The sequence below is a fragment of the Ruegeria sp. YTSA135 genome, from assembly GCF_059610165.1.
The window spans coordinates 1-15,998 of record NZ_JBXWNC010000033.1 but is presented as its reverse complement, the minus strand read 5'-3'; the positions used below and the strand labels follow the sequence as shown (position 1 = coordinate 15,998).

At 56.1% G+C, this 15,998-nt stretch carries 14 protein-coding genes and 3 pseudogenes; 7 read left to right on the top strand and 10 right to left on the bottom strand.

Annotated elements, in window-relative coordinates; translation table 11 throughout:
- Nucleotides 1-86: 86 nt before the first annotated feature.
- Both AC2FIT_RS22255 and AC2FIT_RS22250 read right to left on the bottom strand, forming a co-directional pair.
- A complete protein-coding gene (locus AC2FIT_RS22255) occupies nt 87-290 on the bottom strand; it encodes a hypothetical protein (protein WP_496832573.1) in 204 nt (67 codons plus the stop codon).
- 165 nt (nt 291-455) lie between these two features.
- Nucleotides 456-756: pseudogene (locus AC2FIT_RS22250) on the bottom strand (IS5/IS1182 family transposase); the annotation flags it as partial.
- Between the two features lie 417 nt (nt 757-1,173).
- Here AC2FIT_RS22250 and AC2FIT_RS22245 point away from each other — a divergent pair.
- Genes AC2FIT_RS22245 through AC2FIT_RS22235 form a run of 3 tightly spaced genes read left to right on the top strand, consistent with a single transcriptional unit; the run spans nt 1,174 to nt 4,154 of the window.
- Nucleotides 1,174-2,358: a M24 family metallopeptidase gene (locus tag AC2FIT_RS22245; protein WP_496832574.1), complete on the top strand. Its 1,185-nt coding sequence runs from the start codon at nt 1,174-1,176 to the stop codon at nt 2,356-2,358.
- 3 nt (nt 2,359-2,361) lie between these two features.
- Nucleotides 2,362-3,519 (top strand): acetylornithine deacetylase, encoded by a 1,158-nt coding sequence (gene argE / locus AC2FIT_RS22240; RefSeq protein WP_496832571.1) that lies wholly within the window; start codon nt 2,362-2,364, stop codon nt 3,517-3,519.
- A gap of 32 nt (nt 3,520-3,551) precedes the next feature.
- On the top strand, nt 3,552-4,154 hold the full coding sequence (locus AC2FIT_RS22235) for a GntR family transcriptional regulator (RefSeq protein WP_496832569.1): 603 nt from the start codon (nt 3,552-3,554) through the stop codon (nt 4,152-4,154).
- A gap of 46 nt (nt 4,155-4,200) precedes the next feature.
- Here AC2FIT_RS22235 and AC2FIT_RS22230 read toward each other — a convergent pair.
- From AC2FIT_RS22230 to AC2FIT_RS22205, 6 genes and pseudogenes are all read right to left on the bottom strand, one after another.
- Nucleotides 4,201-4,845 (bottom strand): annotated as a pseudogene (locus AC2FIT_RS22230) (IS6 family transposase).
- 466 nt (nt 4,846-5,311) lie between these two features.
- Nucleotides 5,312-6,079, bottom strand: a complete 768-nt coding sequence (locus tag AC2FIT_RS22225; RefSeq protein ID WP_496832567.1) for a citryl-CoA lyase — start codon at nt 6,077-6,079, stop codon at nt 5,312-5,314.
- Nucleotides 6,076-7,260, bottom strand: coding sequence for a CaiB/BaiF CoA transferase family protein (locus AC2FIT_RS22220; RefSeq protein WP_496832565.1), 1,185 nt, complete (start codon nt 7,258-7,260; stop codon nt 6,076-6,078). Before AC2FIT_RS22220 ends, AC2FIT_RS22225 begins: the two co-directional genes overlap by 4 nt.
- A 54-nt stretch (nt 7,261-7,314) precedes the next feature.
- Complete coding sequence (locus tag AC2FIT_RS22215; RefSeq protein WP_496832563.1) at nt 7,315-8,829, bottom strand: tripartite tricarboxylate transporter permease; 1,515 nt, start codon at nt 8,827-8,829, stop codon at nt 7,315-7,317.
- Nucleotides 8,830-8,840: 11 nt separating this feature from the next.
- Entirely contained in the window at nt 8,841-9,323 is a 483-nt protein-coding gene (locus AC2FIT_RS22210) for a tripartite tricarboxylate transporter TctB family protein (protein ID WP_496832561.1), read from the bottom strand.
- A 67-nt stretch (nt 9,324-9,390) separates the two neighbouring features.
- Nucleotides 9,391-10,365 (bottom strand): tripartite tricarboxylate transporter substrate binding protein, encoded by a 975-nt coding sequence (locus tag AC2FIT_RS22205; RefSeq protein WP_496832559.1) that lies wholly within the window; start codon nt 10,363-10,365, stop codon nt 9,391-9,393.
- Between the two features lie 122 nt (nt 10,366-10,487).
- On the opposite strand from AC2FIT_RS22205, the gene AC2FIT_RS22200 reads away from it, so the two are divergent.
- The 3 genes from AC2FIT_RS22200 to AC2FIT_RS22190 are packed head-to-tail and all read left to right on the top strand — an operon-like array spanning nt 10,488 to nt 13,512.
- Nucleotides 10,488-11,153, top strand: coding sequence for a response regulator transcription factor (locus AC2FIT_RS22200; RefSeq protein ID WP_496832557.1), 666 nt, complete (start codon nt 10,488-10,490; stop codon nt 11,151-11,153).
- On the top strand, nt 11,150-12,526 hold the full coding sequence (locus AC2FIT_RS22195) for a sensor histidine kinase (RefSeq protein WP_496832555.1): 1,377 nt from the start codon (nt 11,150-11,152) through the stop codon (nt 12,524-12,526). The genes AC2FIT_RS22200 and AC2FIT_RS22195 overlap by 4 nt, the downstream gene beginning before the upstream one ends.
- On the top strand, nt 12,496-13,512 hold the full coding sequence (locus AC2FIT_RS22190) for an ABC transporter substrate-binding protein (RefSeq protein WP_496832554.1): 1,017 nt from the start codon (nt 12,496-12,498) through the stop codon (nt 13,510-13,512). The genes AC2FIT_RS22195 and AC2FIT_RS22190 overlap by 31 nt, the downstream gene beginning before the upstream one ends.
- 429 nt (nt 13,513-13,941) lie before the next feature.
- Here AC2FIT_RS22190 and AC2FIT_RS22185 read toward each other — a convergent pair whose 3' ends face one another.
- Nucleotides 13,942-14,706, bottom strand: a complete 765-nt coding sequence (locus tag AC2FIT_RS22185) for a hypothetical protein (protein WP_496832552.1) — start codon at nt 14,704-14,706, stop codon at nt 13,942-13,944.
- Nucleotides 14,703-15,560: a hypothetical protein gene (locus AC2FIT_RS22180; protein WP_496832550.1), complete on the bottom strand. Its 858-nt coding sequence runs from the start codon at nt 15,558-15,560 to the stop codon at nt 14,703-14,705. The genes AC2FIT_RS22185 and AC2FIT_RS22180 overlap by 4 nt, the downstream gene beginning before the upstream one ends.
- 360 nt (nt 15,561-15,920) lie before the next feature.
- On the opposite strand from AC2FIT_RS22180, the pseudogene AC2FIT_RS22175 reads away from it, so the two are divergent.
- Nucleotides 15,921-15,998 (top strand): annotated as a pseudogene (locus tag AC2FIT_RS22175) (IS5/IS1182 family transposase); the annotation flags it as partial.

The following is a 15,998-nucleotide window of genomic DNA, read 5'->3' as shown; positions in this document are numbered from 1 at the left end:
TTTAACTGGGTGCAGGATTACCCGTACACGCAGACTGAAAGCAGACTGATAAAAAGCCTCGGACAGACCGAACGGACTAATTTTCATCAGGCTTGCAGACCGCTCAGACGATTTTGGACAATTACCGGACACGACCGCCCGGCCAGAGAGATTCGGGTGGCGGACTTGACGTGGCGCGTCACAATGCAGGTCATGTAGCTGCCAATCCCCAGTTCGGTCGCCAACAGTGTTTCCAGCAACGCCTGAAAGGTGGCCAGACTTGGTGCGAATACCCAAGGGACGGACTCCAAGCCGCCGCCTCATCGCTTGGCAAGTGACCGCAGATTCGGACGGTGAAACAGATTTTCTAGTCCTAAGTCTTAATGGAATTCCTGGTGTAAAGTAGTCCGCACGCCTTGGGTGAGGTTTGTTACACAAGTCGGCTTGTGAGTGTACGCCCCATTTCCCGGAGGGACTTAACCTACGGTTTCTGTGACTGGTATGCCAAGGTTGGTATACCAGTTGAGCACGGCAATACGGACCTGACGCTCCGCGACCTGCTGGACAAAACCTTGCCCCATGAGGCTTTGACCCAGCAGTTTCATGCAGTGCATCTTGGTCGCAACGCGACTCCTGCGGTGGTGTCCTATCAACCGTCGACATAGCGCACGGACCTGGTATTTTGCGGGGCGGGATGATGGCAGCGGCATCCCGTGCGGTAATCACATTGTGGCATCTGTGCGTGTTATAAGCCCCATCAGCGGTAACCGTGGCAATTTATTGGGATCAAACCAGATCGATAGGGAAACGCGCTGCCTCAGCGCCGTGTTGTACGAAGGCCTGTTCCTGGTCTTGTACTTCGCAAGGGCCGATCTGCTCATGACCGCCAGCTACCACGCTGGATTCACACAGGGAATCCCTCACGCCATTTGCGCAACGAAACCCGATCAGCCCGATGCGTCTGCGATCAGAGGTTCGCGCAGACCCATTCAGTGGTTTCACATTTGTGCACAACATCATGTTAAAAAAGTCATATCATCTGCAAGAATGTGAAACCATACAAGTGCTTTGCAGTTTGACATGGGCAAACTTGCGAACAATCGTGCGTCTGAGTTCGAAAAGTACTTGTTTGTATACAAGCTGGTGAATGGGACCAAAACAGGTGTTTTACCAGCTCCAACTTTCGAGGATATCATGCCCTTTGAAAACGCCCCTTTCAGCAAAGCGGAATATGACCGCCGGATAGCACAGACCCGCAAGGCGATGGCTGCGGCGGGTATCGACGTGCTGTTTGTCACCGATCCCTCAAACCAGGCCTGGCTGACCGGGTATGACGGGTGGTCCTTCTATGTGCATCAAGGTGTAGTGCTCGGCATGGAAGGCGAGCCGATCTGGTGGGGACGCCATATGGATGCATTGGGCGGGTTACGCACATGCTGGATGTCCAAGGACAATATTCGCGGCTACGCGGACCACTACATTCAATCAACCATTCGCCATCCCATGCAGGACCTGGCTGGCCACATCCGCGCGCTCGGGCTGGACGCGGCCCGGATCGGGGTTGAGATGGAGAACTATTACTATTCTGCAAAAGCTCATGACGTTTTGGGTAAGGACTTGCCCGACGCAACGCTGGTGGATGCGACGGCATTGGTAAACTGGCAACGTCTGATCAAGTCTGATGAAGAGATTGCCTTTATTCGCAAGGCGGCCCAGATATCTGAAAAAATTGTCCAAACGGCCATTGATCGCGCCGCGCCGGGAGTGCGTAAGAATGATCTTGTTGCAGATATTTTCCATGCCGGAATTACCGGGGTCGGGGATGATTGGGGTGATTACCCGGCCATAGTCCCTTTGACACCCTCGGGGCTGGATGCCACAGCCGCTCACCTGACATGGAATGGCGCGCCGATGAAGGAAGGCGAGGCAACGTTTTTCGAGCTTTCGGGATGCTATCGACGCTATCACGCTCCGCTTTGCCGCACTGTATATCTCGGCACTCCGCCACAGGAAATGCGGGACGCCGAACAGGCACAGATCGAAGGGATCTCGGCAGGTTTGGAAGCCGCACGGGCTGGCAACCGGACCAGCGATATCGCGAACGCCTTTCTGGATGTTCTTGCCCGTCACGGTATCGAACGCGAGGGGCGCATGGGGTATCCGATCGGCCTGAGCTATCCGCCGGATTGGGGCGAGCGGACAGCATCGATCCGCACCGAAGACGAGACCATTCTTCAACCGGGGATGGTGTTCCATTTCATGCCGGCGCTGTGGATGGCTAGCTGGGGGCTGGAAACAACGGAAACTATTCTTATCACCGAAAACGGTCCCGCCGAAGCCCTATGCAATGTCGAGCGTAAGCTCTTTGTAAAGGACTAAGCCTTGAGCGCCCTTGAAGATACCAAGATTCTGCTGGGGGAGCTGATCGGCTTTCCTACTGTGTCGTCAGACAGCAATCTTGGCATGATCAAACACCTCGCGGATCGGCTATCCGCCTGTGGGGTTGAGGTTGAGATCTGGCATAACGAGACGGGTACCAAAGCCAATCTTTTTGCCACGCTGGGACCAAAGCGCGATGGCGGCATCGTGCTGTCGGGCCATTCCGATGTTGTGCCAGTTACTGATCAGAACTGGTCCTCTGACCCGTTCGAGATGGAGGAGCGCGACGGCAAGTGGTACGGGCGCGGCACCTGCGATATGAAAGGTTTTATCGCTGCTGCCGTGGCCATGGCCCCCCATTACGCGCAGCTTGATCTGCAGCGCCCGGTGCATTTCGCTTTCACCTATGACGAGGAAGTCGGCTGCTTCGGTGCCCGTGCGCTGGCCGACACGCTGCGCGAGAAGGACATCAAACCCGCCGTGGCGATCATCGGTGAGCCCACCTCAATGCGGATCATCGAAGGGCACAAGGGCTGTTATGAATACACCACTCATTTCATCGGGCTTGAGGGGCATGGCTCTGGCCCCGACCGCGGTGTGAATGCGGTGGAATATGCGGTGCGATATGTCTCGAAACTGCTGGAATTGAAGATGGACCTGCAACAGCGGGCACCGGCCAATTCGCGGTTCGAGCCGCCCTGGACCACGATAAACACCGGCGCGCTGGTGGGGGGGGTTGCCCATAACGTGATCCCCGGCAAGGCGCGTGTGGAATGGGAAATGAGGCCCGTGCAGAAGAGCGATGCGGATTACGTCAAGGACGAGCTGCACAAGTTCTGCGCCCATACACTGATCCCGGCCATGCAGGCCGTCCATCCCGATGCAGCTATCGAGATTGAGGTAATCGGCGAGGTCGACGGACTGGAACCTATGGATGACAACAAGGCCCGAGATCTGGTGATGGAACTGACCGGTGCCAACGGGGCCGATGTGGTGTCTTTCGGCACCGAGGCAGGCATCTTCCAGGGATTGGACATGAGTGTTGTTGTCTGCGGCCCCGGCTCAATCGAGCAGGCACATAAACCGGATGAATACGTCTCCGAAGATCAGATGGCCCAGTGCCTCGACATGCTCGGACGGCTGTCCGCGAAACTGGTTTAGCCGATGACCTCGCGCGCGACCGGTTCGAGCGCATGCACCATGAAATCCGCAACCGGATTTGCCTGCTGGACTATGCCCCTTTAACGCGCCTGTCGGAAACGGAGCTGTCCGAAGATTTCGGCGTATCCCGCAAGCCACTCAGGCGCGTACTGCTGCGCCTTGAAGGCGAGGAGTTACTGCGATCGGTGCAAGGGGTCGGTACCTTCGTAACCGATTCCGAGATCGTTGAGTTGGAACAGACCTATCGACTACGTATGGAACTTGCGGAACTGACCGACATTCTTTCACCACGAGTGCCCGACACTGCACTCATGGAAGAATTCCGGGCCATGTCTGCTTGGTCAAAGGCTTTGAAAAACGCGCCCGAGCCTCGCGCATTTGCACAGGTCAACATGGACTTCTTCCTTACGCTTCTGAAACTCACCAACAACGAACCATTGCGCGAGATTTCGGAACGGCTTTATTTCCAGACCACACAGATCTGGATTAAGTCTGCATTTGCCTCGGTTATTGACCTCGGTGAAGAGGTGCGTGTGTTCGACCGCGAGATTGACGACACGAAAGCCGCAGCACTGATACAGCGGGCTCACATCTCGATGAGCTACACTCGCATGCGACAGTGGCAATCGCTATGAGGTATGGCGATCCTTTTGTGGTGTGGTCGCGTTAAATTCGGACGCTTCAAGGAATGCTGATGCTCGGATTAAAAGCGGTTTGAGTGGCCGCATTCCAAGCGTCAAATGCCTTGAGGCGGTGATATCGGATTGTTACGGCTGAACGGCGACGTGCGGGACACAGAAGTAACTCTGAATAGTTAAATGGGTGGAAACAAACCTCTGCAAACCTCCTGAAGACCGATGGCCCTGCATCGTCCGTTCCCGCTTTCGGAGTGAAAGATAGCTGTTTTCGACCCAGTTACTGAGGCCTTCGTGCGACCGATGATCCAGACCCGAGGCGATTTCCCGCTGAGCGGCACCGTATGAACGCAGCTTGTCCGTGATATTCCGCTTGGAAGTGAAGCCAAGACGTTTTTTCAACCGCGCGCCAAAGCCAATAATGGCGACCAGAGGGTCTCACGGCAACTTCATCCAGATGTCAGATATCACCTGGACGACCGTGCCACATCCGCAAGTTTCGCACGATCAGCGATCCGAACTTGAGGACCCGACCCCGGACAGACTCGTAAGACGCGTCGATCCCGCTGACCAACTGCATCTGTGTAGCTGCCCGCAGTCTCGAATTGAAGCGAACATAGAGCCACACCATGTGCGCGATGATCTGAGGAGGAAACCGGTGACGCGTGTAGCTGACGGATGATGAATTAATCGATGCCACCGACGACCAAATTTAAACAGGAGCAACCGAACGACGCTTAACGTGGCAACACCGGCACCACGAATTGCATTCAGCCGAACGTTTTATTGATAATATATCCCAAGCTGGGCAAAAAGAATTAGAAGTGACCTTTTAAAGGTTGTCATCCATCAAGGTTTTTACAAGACCGGGACAACAACGTTATAAACGACGCTTTCCTGGAATTGAACCGGTCTGGTATGACAGACAAAGACGTCGCGGCGGCGACAGGATCGAAGTGGCACGTATGATCTGCAAGGACCTACTCATACCCGGACTCTGTCCTTTCAAGCAATTCGCTGAGCTGGCCAACTAACCCAGGAAACAAAGCTGAGAACGTTTGGCCTGCTCAAAACTATGCAACAAAGCCTTTAAATTCAGCTACTAAAGACGGTTTAAGACACTAAATTGCGGTTGCCCTGCCTTCGACAAGCAAAGCCTAGTCGCCGATATAGGTCCAACGATACCCGGGCGGCGTTGGCCCTTTGTTGCGTCCGCCTTCCTGACGCTGTTCCCACGCATGGGCCAGAATACCAACCGAACGCGACAGGCAGAACAACCCTCGTGCAAGGGGTGGTGCAAACCCAAGCTCTGCATAGATAACCGCAGTTGCACCGTCGATGTTCATCGGGATCGGGTGGTCTTTACGCTTTGAAAGGGCGGTCTCAACGTCCTGTGCAATGCGCAGATAGCTGCCTTCGCAGGCCTCGCTTCCAACAGCCTCGCGTACCAACTCCATCAGGCGCGGCGCGCGCGGATCGGTCGGCGTGTGGAACCTGTGCCCAAAGCCGGGGATGATTTTGCCACGCTGATCAATCCAGTCATCCAAAGCTGCGTCGATGCCATCTGCGTGCGCTTGGATGTGGTGGTACAACTCAACGGCCTGTTCGCCTGCCCCGCCATGCACATCGCCAAGCATGTTCACAGCACTGGCCATGGCGTTGTTAAGAGGCAGTCCACAGGTGACAGCCATACGCGCGGCGGCAATGGAAGGAGCTTGGGGGCCGTGATCAACTGCCGATACCAAAGCCGCCTCGAACAACCGGGCTTGTGCCGATGTGGGACGGTCGCCGCGCACCATCAACCAGATCATTTCTGGAAAAGTCACGTTTCCGATCAGGTCTTGAATCGGGTGGCCACGCAGGTGGATCTTACCTGGCTCCATGTCGATGATGGCAGTGCGCCACCAGTCGGAAACGTCGCTCATAGTATACCCTCATCTTCAAGTGTTTTGATCTCGCGCTCGGTCAGTCCAAGCTCGGCCCAGATCGCGTTGTTGTCGGCCCCTAATTCGGGCGGCGGCGTTTGCGGCATGGGCCGGGACCCATTGGCCACAACCGGGCTGCCTGTCAGGCATAATTCCTCACCCGCCACTTGCAGGGCGCCAACCAATCCACGACCCGCCAGTTGTTCATCCGCCAAAGCATCCGCCACGCTGAGCACCGGACCGGCGGGTACGCTGATGGCGTTCAACTCTGGCACCCACTCAGCAGCAGGACGGGTGCGCAGAACATCTTCCAACTCGGCCCGCAGGCGGTGCCGGTTACGCTTGCGGTCTTCGCGCGTTGTGTAGTCAGGGTGCGACAGCAAATCGTCGCGCCCCAAATACCGCGCCAATGCCTGCCATTGTTCATCCCGATTGGCGGCGATGTTGATGGGGTCGTCTGCGGTGGCAAAAGTGCCAGAGGGGGCCGAAGTGGTGTTTTCATTGCCATGGGCAGCCGGGACTACGCCCCCGATCAGGAAGTTCGAAACCACCCAGCCCATCGTGGAAATCACCGCCTCGGTCATTGAGATGTCGAGGAAAGTGCCACGCGGCTTAGCGTTAAGGGCTGAAGCAATGGCAAAGGCCGCTGTCAGCCCACCCACCGTGTCCGCTAGAGGGTAACCAACACGGTTCGGTGCAGTGTCAGCCGTACCGGTAATTGACATCACTCCGCTGATACCCTGCACGATCTGGTCATAGGCCGGGTCGTTCTTGCGTGGTCCGTGCTGCCCGAAACCGCTAATGGCGGCGTAGATCAGGTTGGGGTTCTCGGCGCGTAGCACTTCGTATTCCAATCCAAGCCGCTCCATCACGCCGGGCCGAAAGTTTTCGACCAGCACGTCGGCGGTTTTCAGCAATTGTTTGAACAACACCTTGCCGCGGTCAGACTTCATGTCCAGCGTAACGGATTTCTTACCGGCGTTCTGTGCGAGAAAGCTGATCCCCATCCCGGCCTTGTTGCGCATGGGGTCTGCGCCCAGCACCCGCGCCAGATCGCCGGTGCCAGGCCGTTCAACTTTGATGACCTCGGCGCCCATAAGAGCCAGATGATAACAGCAATATGGGCCAGCCAGCACGTTGGTCAGGTCTAAAATCCGCGTACCACGCAATGGTTGGGTCATCTTTCCCCTCCGTCAAAGAGCTGACAAACAAGTGGCGCGTCTCCGATTTTGATATCAATCGCCTTCGGCAACGCCTTCCTTGCGGGCCTTGGCGCGGCGCGCTCGATAGCTGGGAATGACAACCAGCAGCACCGCCATCACCAGCAGACCCAGGGTCATAGGGCGCTCGAAGATGAACCCGATCCCATCATAGAGCTGCATGGAGCGCGCAAAGTTGTCTTCCAGCATTCCGCCAAGGATGAACCCGATCAGCAAGGGCGCTAGTGGGTAATCCGCGAATTTCAACACTGTGGCACCGATCCCCATGCCCACCAGTATCAGCAGCTCGGTCGCGTTGTTCTGGCCGATGTAGCTCCCCATCAGGGTGAAGAACAGGATGAATGGGATCAAGTAGTTCCGCGGGATCGCAAGAACCTTGGCAATATAAGGGATAAGCGGCAGGTTCAGGATCAACAGCACGAGGTTGCCGATGTACATCGAGATGATCACGGCCCAGAAGATTTGAGGGTTATCGATCATCAGGCGTGGGCCCGGTGTGACATTCAGGGCGATTAACGCACCCAACAGGATCGCCGTGGTGCCAGAACCGGGGATACCCAGCGTCAGCAGCGGCACGAACGACCCGGTGCAGGCCGCGTTATTGGCGGTTTCCGGTGCGGCCAGCCCTTTGATCGAACCCTTGCCGAATTCTTCCTGCTCTTCCTTGCTGGCGATGTTGCGCTCAACTGCATAGCCCAAAAACGAGGCAATTGTGGCGCCTGCGCCGGGCAATACCCCGATAAAAAAGCCCTGAATTGACTGGCGCCCTATGACAGGGGCGATCTTGCGACCCTCTTCGCGGCTGATACGCAGGTTTTCGATTTTGCCACTGGAACCTTGTGCGCTTCGGGCGGGGTTGAGGACCAGAAAAAGTGCCTCGGGAAGCGCGAACATGGCCATCGCCAAGGTGATAAAGCTCAGACCGGACTGCAGGTCCATCAACCCCATTGTGAAGCGCGGCATGTTGAACAACGCGCCTTCGCCTACCGTGGCCATGATCAGCCCCACAAGGGTCATCAATACTGCTTTCGCCACGTTTCCAGTTCCGGCGAATGCGGCGATGGCCGATAGGCCCACGACCATCAGCGCGAAGTATTCGGCCGAATGGAACAGCAACGCCACGGTCGACAGCATCGGCGCAAAGACCATCAACAGCAGCGCCCCGATCGAGCCACCTGCAAAAGACGCGATCGCGGCGATGGTCAGGGCCTTTCCAGCCTGCCCTTTTCGGGCCATCGGATAGCCATCGAAGCTAGAGGCCACCGTACCTGCAACGCCGGGGGCGTTGAGCAGGATCGAAGAGGTCGACCCGCCGAAGATGGCGCCATAGTAAACTCCGGCCAGCAGGATAATGGCGGCAGAGGGATCACCGATTGTAATCGCGACAGGGATCATGATCGCGATGATCGACATCGGACCGAGGCCCGGCAGCATTCCGATGAATGTGCCGATCAGACAGCCGGCGACCACCATAAGAAGGTTTTGGACGGAAAATGCGGCGCTCAGACCGATCAGGAGTCCTTCAATCATCTTTCAACTCCTTACAGGAAAAACGGCCACGGGCGCAGGAAGATACCCAGCACTTCGTCAACCAGATACCAGACAACGAAACTGGCGAAAGCGGCGACGGGCAACAAGACGATGAACTTGCGCTCACCCAGGGTGACAGACCCGAGCACAAGGAACAGGAAAGTCGCACTCAGGAACCCTGCTGGACGTAAAACCAGTGCATAGCCCACCATCAGCGCCAGCAGTCCCAGAGCCTGGGACAGGTGATAGTCGCCCAGACGGCGATAATCGATGTCCGGTTCCTTGCCATCATCCTCGGACTTTTCCAGCCCCAGAAGGATGAACAGAGACGTGATGATGGTAAGGACAGCCAGAACCTTGGGGAAGGTGCTTGGCCAGATCGGATTGCGCTGCATAAACGGTGGCAAAAGCGCGTCCATGGTGAAAAATGCAGCGTAGCCATAGGCCATGGCCGCGCACAGAATGACGAATGCGACCCAGCGGTCCAGTGCCATCTTTCCCCTCCCTCGGATAAGAAACAACCGGCCCCGTGATGGGCCGGCTGCGTTGCGTGACTAGGTTTTAGAGAAAGCCCAGTTTCTTCATCAGGTCGCCGATGACCTGTTCCTGACCTTCCAGGAAGGTTTGAAAGTCGTCACCCGAGTTGTGGATATTGACCCAACCGTTGCGGGCACGAACGGCTTCCCATTCGGGGGTGTCATACATCTTGGCGATGACCTCCTGATAAGCGGCCAGCTTTTCCGCGGGCAGGCCCGGTGCGCCAAAGAAACCACGCCAGTTGACGAAAGTTGTGTCGATGCCCTGTTCTTTCATAGTAGGGGCGTCAGCATAGGCTTCCACGCGCTCGTCCGAGGTCACACCGATGATCTTGACTTCACCGGCTTCGGCTAGTGCTACGGCTTCGGAAAAGCCGGTCGACAAGGCCTTGATCTCGCCCGAAAGCAGCGCCGCCATTGCCTTGCCGCCCGCATCGTAGGGGATGTATTTCAGGGCCAGCGCATCCTTCCCGGCGGCTTCCATAGTCATGGCGGCAACCAGATGATCCATACCACCCGGAACCGAACCACCACCAATTGCCGTGCCCGAAGGATCCGCATCAAAGGCCGCAAGCAGGTCGCTCATCGAGTTGATCGGGCTGTCCTTGTTTACAACGATAGCGGCGTAGTCGCCGATGGTGCCCGAAACCAGTGTCAGGTCACGGAAGTTGTGCGGAAACACACCTGTCAACGAGCGGATCACGATAGGGGTCGAGTTGACCATCAGCGTGCCATGCTGGCTGTCCGCGTTTTCGATGAGGTAACCGATGGCCTTGCCGCCGCCGCCGCCGGACATGTTTTCGTAAGAAGCGGTGCCGACCAGACCAGCGCCGGTCAGGGCTTCGCCTGTTCCACGGGCCGTTCCGTCCCAACCGCCACCTGCACCGCCGGGGATCAGAAAGTGGATGCTGTCGACCACCGGCTCGGCTACCGCCGGTCCGGTGATGGCAAAGGCCGCTGCGGCAGCAAGAATGGCACGACGACCTAATGAGAATGTCATGTGTTAGTCCTCCCATTTGACATTGGCGGCTCATACCGCTCATGACTCAGAAAGCTGACGGGCGAAGCTGACACAAAGCTGACACGGGTCAAAAAAGTGGCAAATGGAGTAAAAAGGGAGCAATGAGGTTCTTATTGATCGAAGACAACGCACAACTGGCCGGGGCAGTGGTTGACCGGCTAGTGCTGGACGGTCACGTCGTCGATCATGCCGCCGATCTGGAAACAGCCAATGATTTTGTTGCGACAACCGGTTACGATCTGATTTTACTGGATATTATGCTTCCCGATGGGGATGGTCGCAGTTTTCTTTCGCGCCATAGACGGCAGGAATCGCAAACCCCGGTGATCGTTCTAACGGCACGGTCTGAAGTCGCAGACCGGGTCGGTCTTTTGGACCTTGGCGCCGACGATTACATGGTCAAGCCAATTGATTTTTCCGAGTTGGAGGCCCGTTGCAGAGCCGTGCTCCGACGTCGAGGAGGCGCAGCACAGAATCTGTTGCCATTAGGCGACCTGCAATTTGATTCGCTTTCGGGTACACTGAAATTCCCCGATGAGGATGTGCAGTTGCGCACCCGCGAGTTGCGTCTTTTCGAAGTGCTCGCTAACGCGCCCGGGCAGGTGTTTTCGAAAGCGTCCTTGGTTGACCGGCTGTTTTCGTATGACGAAGAGGTCTCTGAAAACGCGATCGAAGTCTATGTCGGTCGGCTCAGACGGCACTTGCAGAAATCGAACGTAAGGATCACCACGATCCGCGGGCTCGGGTACAAGCTGGAAACTGAATGAGTACGCCGGTTGCCCATGGCTCTATTCGCCGCAGGCTCTTGCTGTCTTTGTTGGTCAGCGCAGCGGTATTGGCCGTGGTGGTGTATTTCATGGTGCAATCCGTGGCGCGGCAGGTCGCACAGGAAAGCCAGGACAATGTGCTGGCCGCGTCGGCGCTTTCGATCCTTGACAGCGCCCGCTTTAGCGGCGGGCAGATAAATGTCGACCTTCCCTATTCTGCGCTGTCGATGCTTGACAGCATCTCGGATGAACGCGTTTTCTATGCCATTCAACTGGAAGAGGAATTCCTGAGCGGTTACCAGAACTTACCCAGCCCAGAAAGCACGCCTGGCGGGGGGCCAGCCTTTCTGTCGGCTGAGTTCCTCGGCGAAGAAGTCCGGATTGCCTCGGTCCAGCGTCGCGTGTCGACCGACATTGGTCAGAGCTTTCTTCAAGTATCGGTCGCGCAAACGCTGTCAGGACAAAAACAAGCATTGGCCAGGATTTCGAGAACATCCATGGGGATCGGAGCGGGGTTCTTTGCAATCTCGGTCCTGTTGGCCACCATAGTCGCCCGAAGCACGATCCGCCCGCTGGACCGGTTGACAGCTTCGGTTTCGCGTAGGGGTCCCAAGGACTTGCGCCCCGTCGCCGCGCCGGTCCCGACCGAAATGGTGCCATTGGTCACCTCGCTGAATTCCTTGATGCGCCGGTTGCAACAATCGCTCATACGCTCCGAGGATTTTATAGCCGAAGCCGCCCACCGCGTTCGCACACCGCTGGCGGTTGTACGCACCAAAGCCGAAATTGTTCAGCGCAAGTCGGATAGCGCCGAAACCCGCGCCGCCCTCAAAGAGATGATCCACGCAATCGACGACAGCTCGCGGACAGCCGGTCAGCTTTTGGACCATGCAATGGTGACGTTCCGTCTGGATCACTTGCTGCGCGAGGAAGTCAGCCTGCCGCGCATGGTTCATGACGCCGTTGAACGCCTGCGGCCTGTGTCCGACCTGAAGGACATCGACATCGATGCGAGAGGCACTGAGGACATCATAATCGACGGAGACCCGATCCTACTGCAAAACGCGCTTCATAACCTTCTCGATAACGCGGTGAAATATGCGCCCTCTGGGGCGCACATCAGTGTTAATCTTACACGACAGGCGGGGGCTGCCAGTATCTCCATTAACGATACCGGCCTAGGCTTTCCCGAAGCGGAGCTGGATCACCTCACTGAACGATTCTCGCGCGGTGCAAACGCGCAGAATATCGTTGGGTCCGGGCTTGGCTTAACTATCGTGAAAGAGGTTGTCGAAGCTCATGGTGGCAAAATGCAGATCGGCAACAACACCGGAGGCGGCGCATGCGTCAGTTTGCTCTTTCCATTGTCCTGATCTTCACAGCCGGATGGGCCGGTGCCTTCGAGACCGAAGACTTCGCGCGCTTCGGCCCAAGCGATAGCCAAACGGTGCTAAAAATCGTCTCTACCGCCGATATCCGGTTTTTCGAGCCTATGATCGCATCTTTCATCGCGGCGCAGCCGGGTACGGCCATCGACTATACCGTCGTCAGCTCGACCGAGTTGCAAAAGGCAATTGTCGAAGAAGGCGCGGCGTTCGACATCGCAATCTCCAGCGCAATGGATCTGCAGACGAAGCTGGCCAATGATGGCTGGGTTCAACGATACGAGATCAGATCAATCGATGCGCTTCCCGATTGGGCCGTCTGGAACGACATGCTGTTTGCCTTCACCCAGGAACCCGCTGCGATCGTGGTTTCCAAATCCGGGCTGGGGAATCTGCCCATTCCACGCGACCGCCATGATCTCATCAACCTGCTGAGGCAACATCCAGACGTTTTCCGCGGCCGGGTCGGCACCTATGACGTGCGGCAGTCCGGCCTGGGCTATTTATTTGCCACCCAGGACACCCGCGCGTCTGAGACGTACTGGCGCCTGACCGAGGTGATGGGCGCGCTCGACGCGCAGCTATATTGCTGTTCTTCTGATATGATCGAAGCGGTGAAGACCGGCGAATTGCTTATCGCCTACAATGTTCTGGCAAGCTATGCGTTCAACCGCGAAGACCGCGATGATTTCGCGATCATTCTGCCCTCTGATTTCACCACAGTCATGCTGCGAACAGCAATGATCCCGCGCAACAGCCAGTCCTCTGAATTGGCAGGCCTGTTCGTGGATCACTTGATGATACGATCGCACGGCAGTGACGTTAAGCTTTTGACCCACCCGGCGCTCAACCTGAACCAGATCGAAGTTGCCCTTAACCGCATCCGGATCGGCCCCGGCCTTTTGGTTTACTTAGATCAACTCAAGAAACGTGCATTTCTGTCAGAGTGGGAAAATGCCATTGTGCAAAATTAGCAGCAATGTGTTTCGGCGGCTCTGTTGCAGATGCCGGAGTTGCAAAGATCGAAAACGCGCTCCCTGTGGGTAAGGTGAAGGACCTTCGCGCCTTTATTGAGTGCCTCGACATTTGTCCGCTGTCGCCCTTACAAGACCTGTCAGAAATGGGACCGATGGACCCAAACCTTTTGCCCGCATTTGAAGCTGTATTCCTGCGCCGTCTGCTCATTCGGTTTGACCATCGCGACGCAAAGGGTCGCGACTTGAAACCTGCACGCGATTCATTTGAACGCAATCAGCGCCAAGACATGCCATTTCGTAAACCGGTGTCTAAATCTTGCGATTCAACCGCAAAGGCAGGGAGCCGTGCGTTTCGGAGAGGACTACGAAGTAAACGGTTTGTTTTTTGGATGGTGCCGTGTTGCCAATTTGCGCCAGCTAGAGCTTTCATGGTGGCGCAGGTATGACTTTTTCTCGCTGCAGTACCAGCAACATGTCGATGATCGTTGACGGGGCGACATCAATAGAGCCGCTTAGCAAAACGCCGAGGCCACCATCGCCGATTTCTAGCGGACCGCCCTTTTCATAGATGGGATCGAGAGAGGCAAGTTCGGCCGGCAAATCCGGGCAAAGGGGTGTTTCACTCAAGACGAGATCTATCGCCGCGAGAAGCAAGTTTTTCACTTCCGACAAAGTATTCTCCTGCAACAACCTGTCTTTGGTTGACTCCGGAGCGCTCAAAATCAGATCGGGTAACTTCAAGTAGGCACAGTTGTCGCGTAATTCGACAGACACAACGGTGGATAATTTCGCCGCGAAGCTTCCCAACTCATCGCCGCGTCTAAAATCCTGCCTGCTTATGCGGCCGCAGTCGAAACGCGTTATCCCCAAAAGGCTGTCAAGCGCGATGGTGTCCTCATCGGCAAGGATAGAGAGGTCATTAAGCGTCACTTGCATTCCACAGCCGTCGACAAGCGCATTATCCGCCAACCGCTCAGGGATGATCTTTTGCACTTCCCTCAGATCCAGCAGTGCATTTACCCCGACGCGGGTAGGTGCCGTGGCGCTCAGACCCAAGTTGAGTTTGTAAGGCAATTCTAGATCACCCGCCTCAAGAATTTCATCGAAAACGAAGTCAACCTGTTGTGCTCCGGACGTGCGTGCAGCAAGACAACAAATCGTCAGACTTATTACAAAAACCCAGAGTTTCATTCCGCAAACTCCAGCAATCCGCGTTCCTGCAAGCCGGCAAGCAGCTTTACGAGAGTTTCTGCACTTACATCGACTGAGCCAACTATGGCGCCTCCCATTCCACCGGGCTCAATTTCGCGCGTCCCGCCGCTTTCATAATTAGGATCAAGCACCGAGAAGCTTTCAGGCAATGGGGGGCATATGGGGTTCGCAGCCAGTACCTCCCCGGCTTTTTCCAGGACGGCAGTTTTGATACGGTTTGTAATGCCAAAGATGTTGGCGGCACCTCCGATGAGCCCACGAGGATCGAGATCGAGTCCATCAAGTGTGAAATACAGGCATTGGTCTCGTACTTCTGCCTTGCCAACAGCCACCACATCTACGGTTACTCCAAAGTATCTTAGCCCCGGTTCTTCATTGCGGTTACATCTTGAAAACTGCGCGCGTGTCGCCCCTTCGACCCGCACATTGTCTCCTTGGGCAGCAATGTCTCTTACCTCCAAGTATATCTGACGGTTGCAGCTTTCTTCCAGCGGCCCTGTCAGGATGTCCGGTGCCTTCAATTGCAAATCGCGAAGGTCCACAAGTGCCCTAAGGCGCAGCCGTGTTGGTCCGGCTTCCTGAAGTCCGGCATAAACAGGGATCGAAACAGGGGTGTCGCGAAGAGAAATGCTTGAATCCAATTTGACCTGTATGCGGCCAGCGTATGCGCTCGAATTTACCGCAGCGACTTGCGTAGCCGAAGCATCTGCCGCTTCACTATGTCCTAAAGCCCCTGCTTTGTTTGCTCGATCCTGAGCATTGCCGCCGCATCCGGGCATAACGGCGAAAAGAGTACCAAGTAAGATCACTTGAATCTTTAAACCGGATGTCATGCGACGTCTCCATATTCTCAGACTAGAAATGTCAGTACGGCCCTACTTTTCAGAATGCGTCAGACCTGACGGAGGTTACCGCAACGTATTAAGATAGCAATCACGAAAATGAATATGTTGATCGTGCATCAGGTCACCTGGCTCCCATTGGTTGAGGCTCTGGACCTATTGATTTGATTGTTGCCATCTCGTCTGCGTGTCTCAAACACCGGAGTTTCAGGGGGCTATCATGAGAAGTCAATTTTGACTGACCAATAAGCAGATGGCACGGCTTCAGCCCCTATTTTCCAAAGTGTAATGGAAAGCCAAGGCTCTGATGAACAGTCTGCCATCGGCAGGCGGGCTGCTGCGTCATAGCCTCGCTACAAACGCCGCAACTGGTTCGAGCTCATGTTTGGCCGGTTGAAGGATTGGCGCCGAGGAGCAACCTGCTGGGAC

Bases quoted from the DNA above. Each gene is read 5' to 3' on its own strand.
- AC2FIT_RS22245 (WP_496832574.1), top strand. From the start codon at position 1,174: ATGCCCTTTGAAAACGCCCCTTTCAGCAAAGCGGAATATGACCGCCGG.
- AC2FIT_RS22235 (WP_496832569.1), top strand. From the start codon at position 3,552: ATGCACCATGAAATCCGCAACCGGATTTGCCTGCTGGACTATGCCCCT.
- AC2FIT_RS22225 (WP_496832567.1), bottom strand. From the start codon at position 6,079: ATGAGCGACGTTTCCGACTGGTGGCGCACTGCCATCATCGACATGGAG.
- AC2FIT_RS22220 (WP_496832565.1), bottom strand. From the start codon at position 7,260: ATGACCCAACCATTGCGTGGTACGCGGATTTTAGACCTGACCAACGTG.
- AC2FIT_RS22215 (WP_496832563.1), bottom strand. From the start codon at position 8,829: ATGATTGAAGGACTCCTGATCGGTCTGAGCGCCGCATTTTCCGTCCAA.
- AC2FIT_RS22210 (WP_496832561.1), bottom strand. From the start codon at position 9,323: ATGGCACTGGACCGCTGGGTCGCATTCGTCATTCTGTGCGCGGCCATG.
- AC2FIT_RS22205 (WP_496832559.1), bottom strand. From the start codon at position 10,365: ATGACATTCTCATTAGGTCGTCGTGCCATTCTTGCTGCCGCAGCGGCC.
- AC2FIT_RS22200 (WP_496832557.1), top strand. From the start codon at position 10,488: ATGAGGTTCTTATTGATCGAAGACAACGCACAACTGGCCGGGGCAGTG.
- AC2FIT_RS22195 (WP_496832555.1), top strand. From the start codon at position 11,150: ATGAGTACGCCGGTTGCCCATGGCTCTATTCGCCGCAGGCTCTTGCTG.
- AC2FIT_RS22190 (WP_496832554.1), top strand. From the start codon at position 12,496: ATGCGTCAGTTTGCTCTTTCCATTGTCCTGATCTTCACAGCCGGATGG.
- AC2FIT_RS22185 (WP_496832552.1), bottom strand. From the start codon at position 14,706: ATGAAACTCTGGGTTTTTGTAATAAGTCTGACGATTTGTTGTCTTGCT.
- AC2FIT_RS22180 (WP_496832550.1), bottom strand. From the start codon at position 15,560: ATGACATCCGGTTTAAAGATTCAAGTGATCTTACTTGGTACTCTTTTC.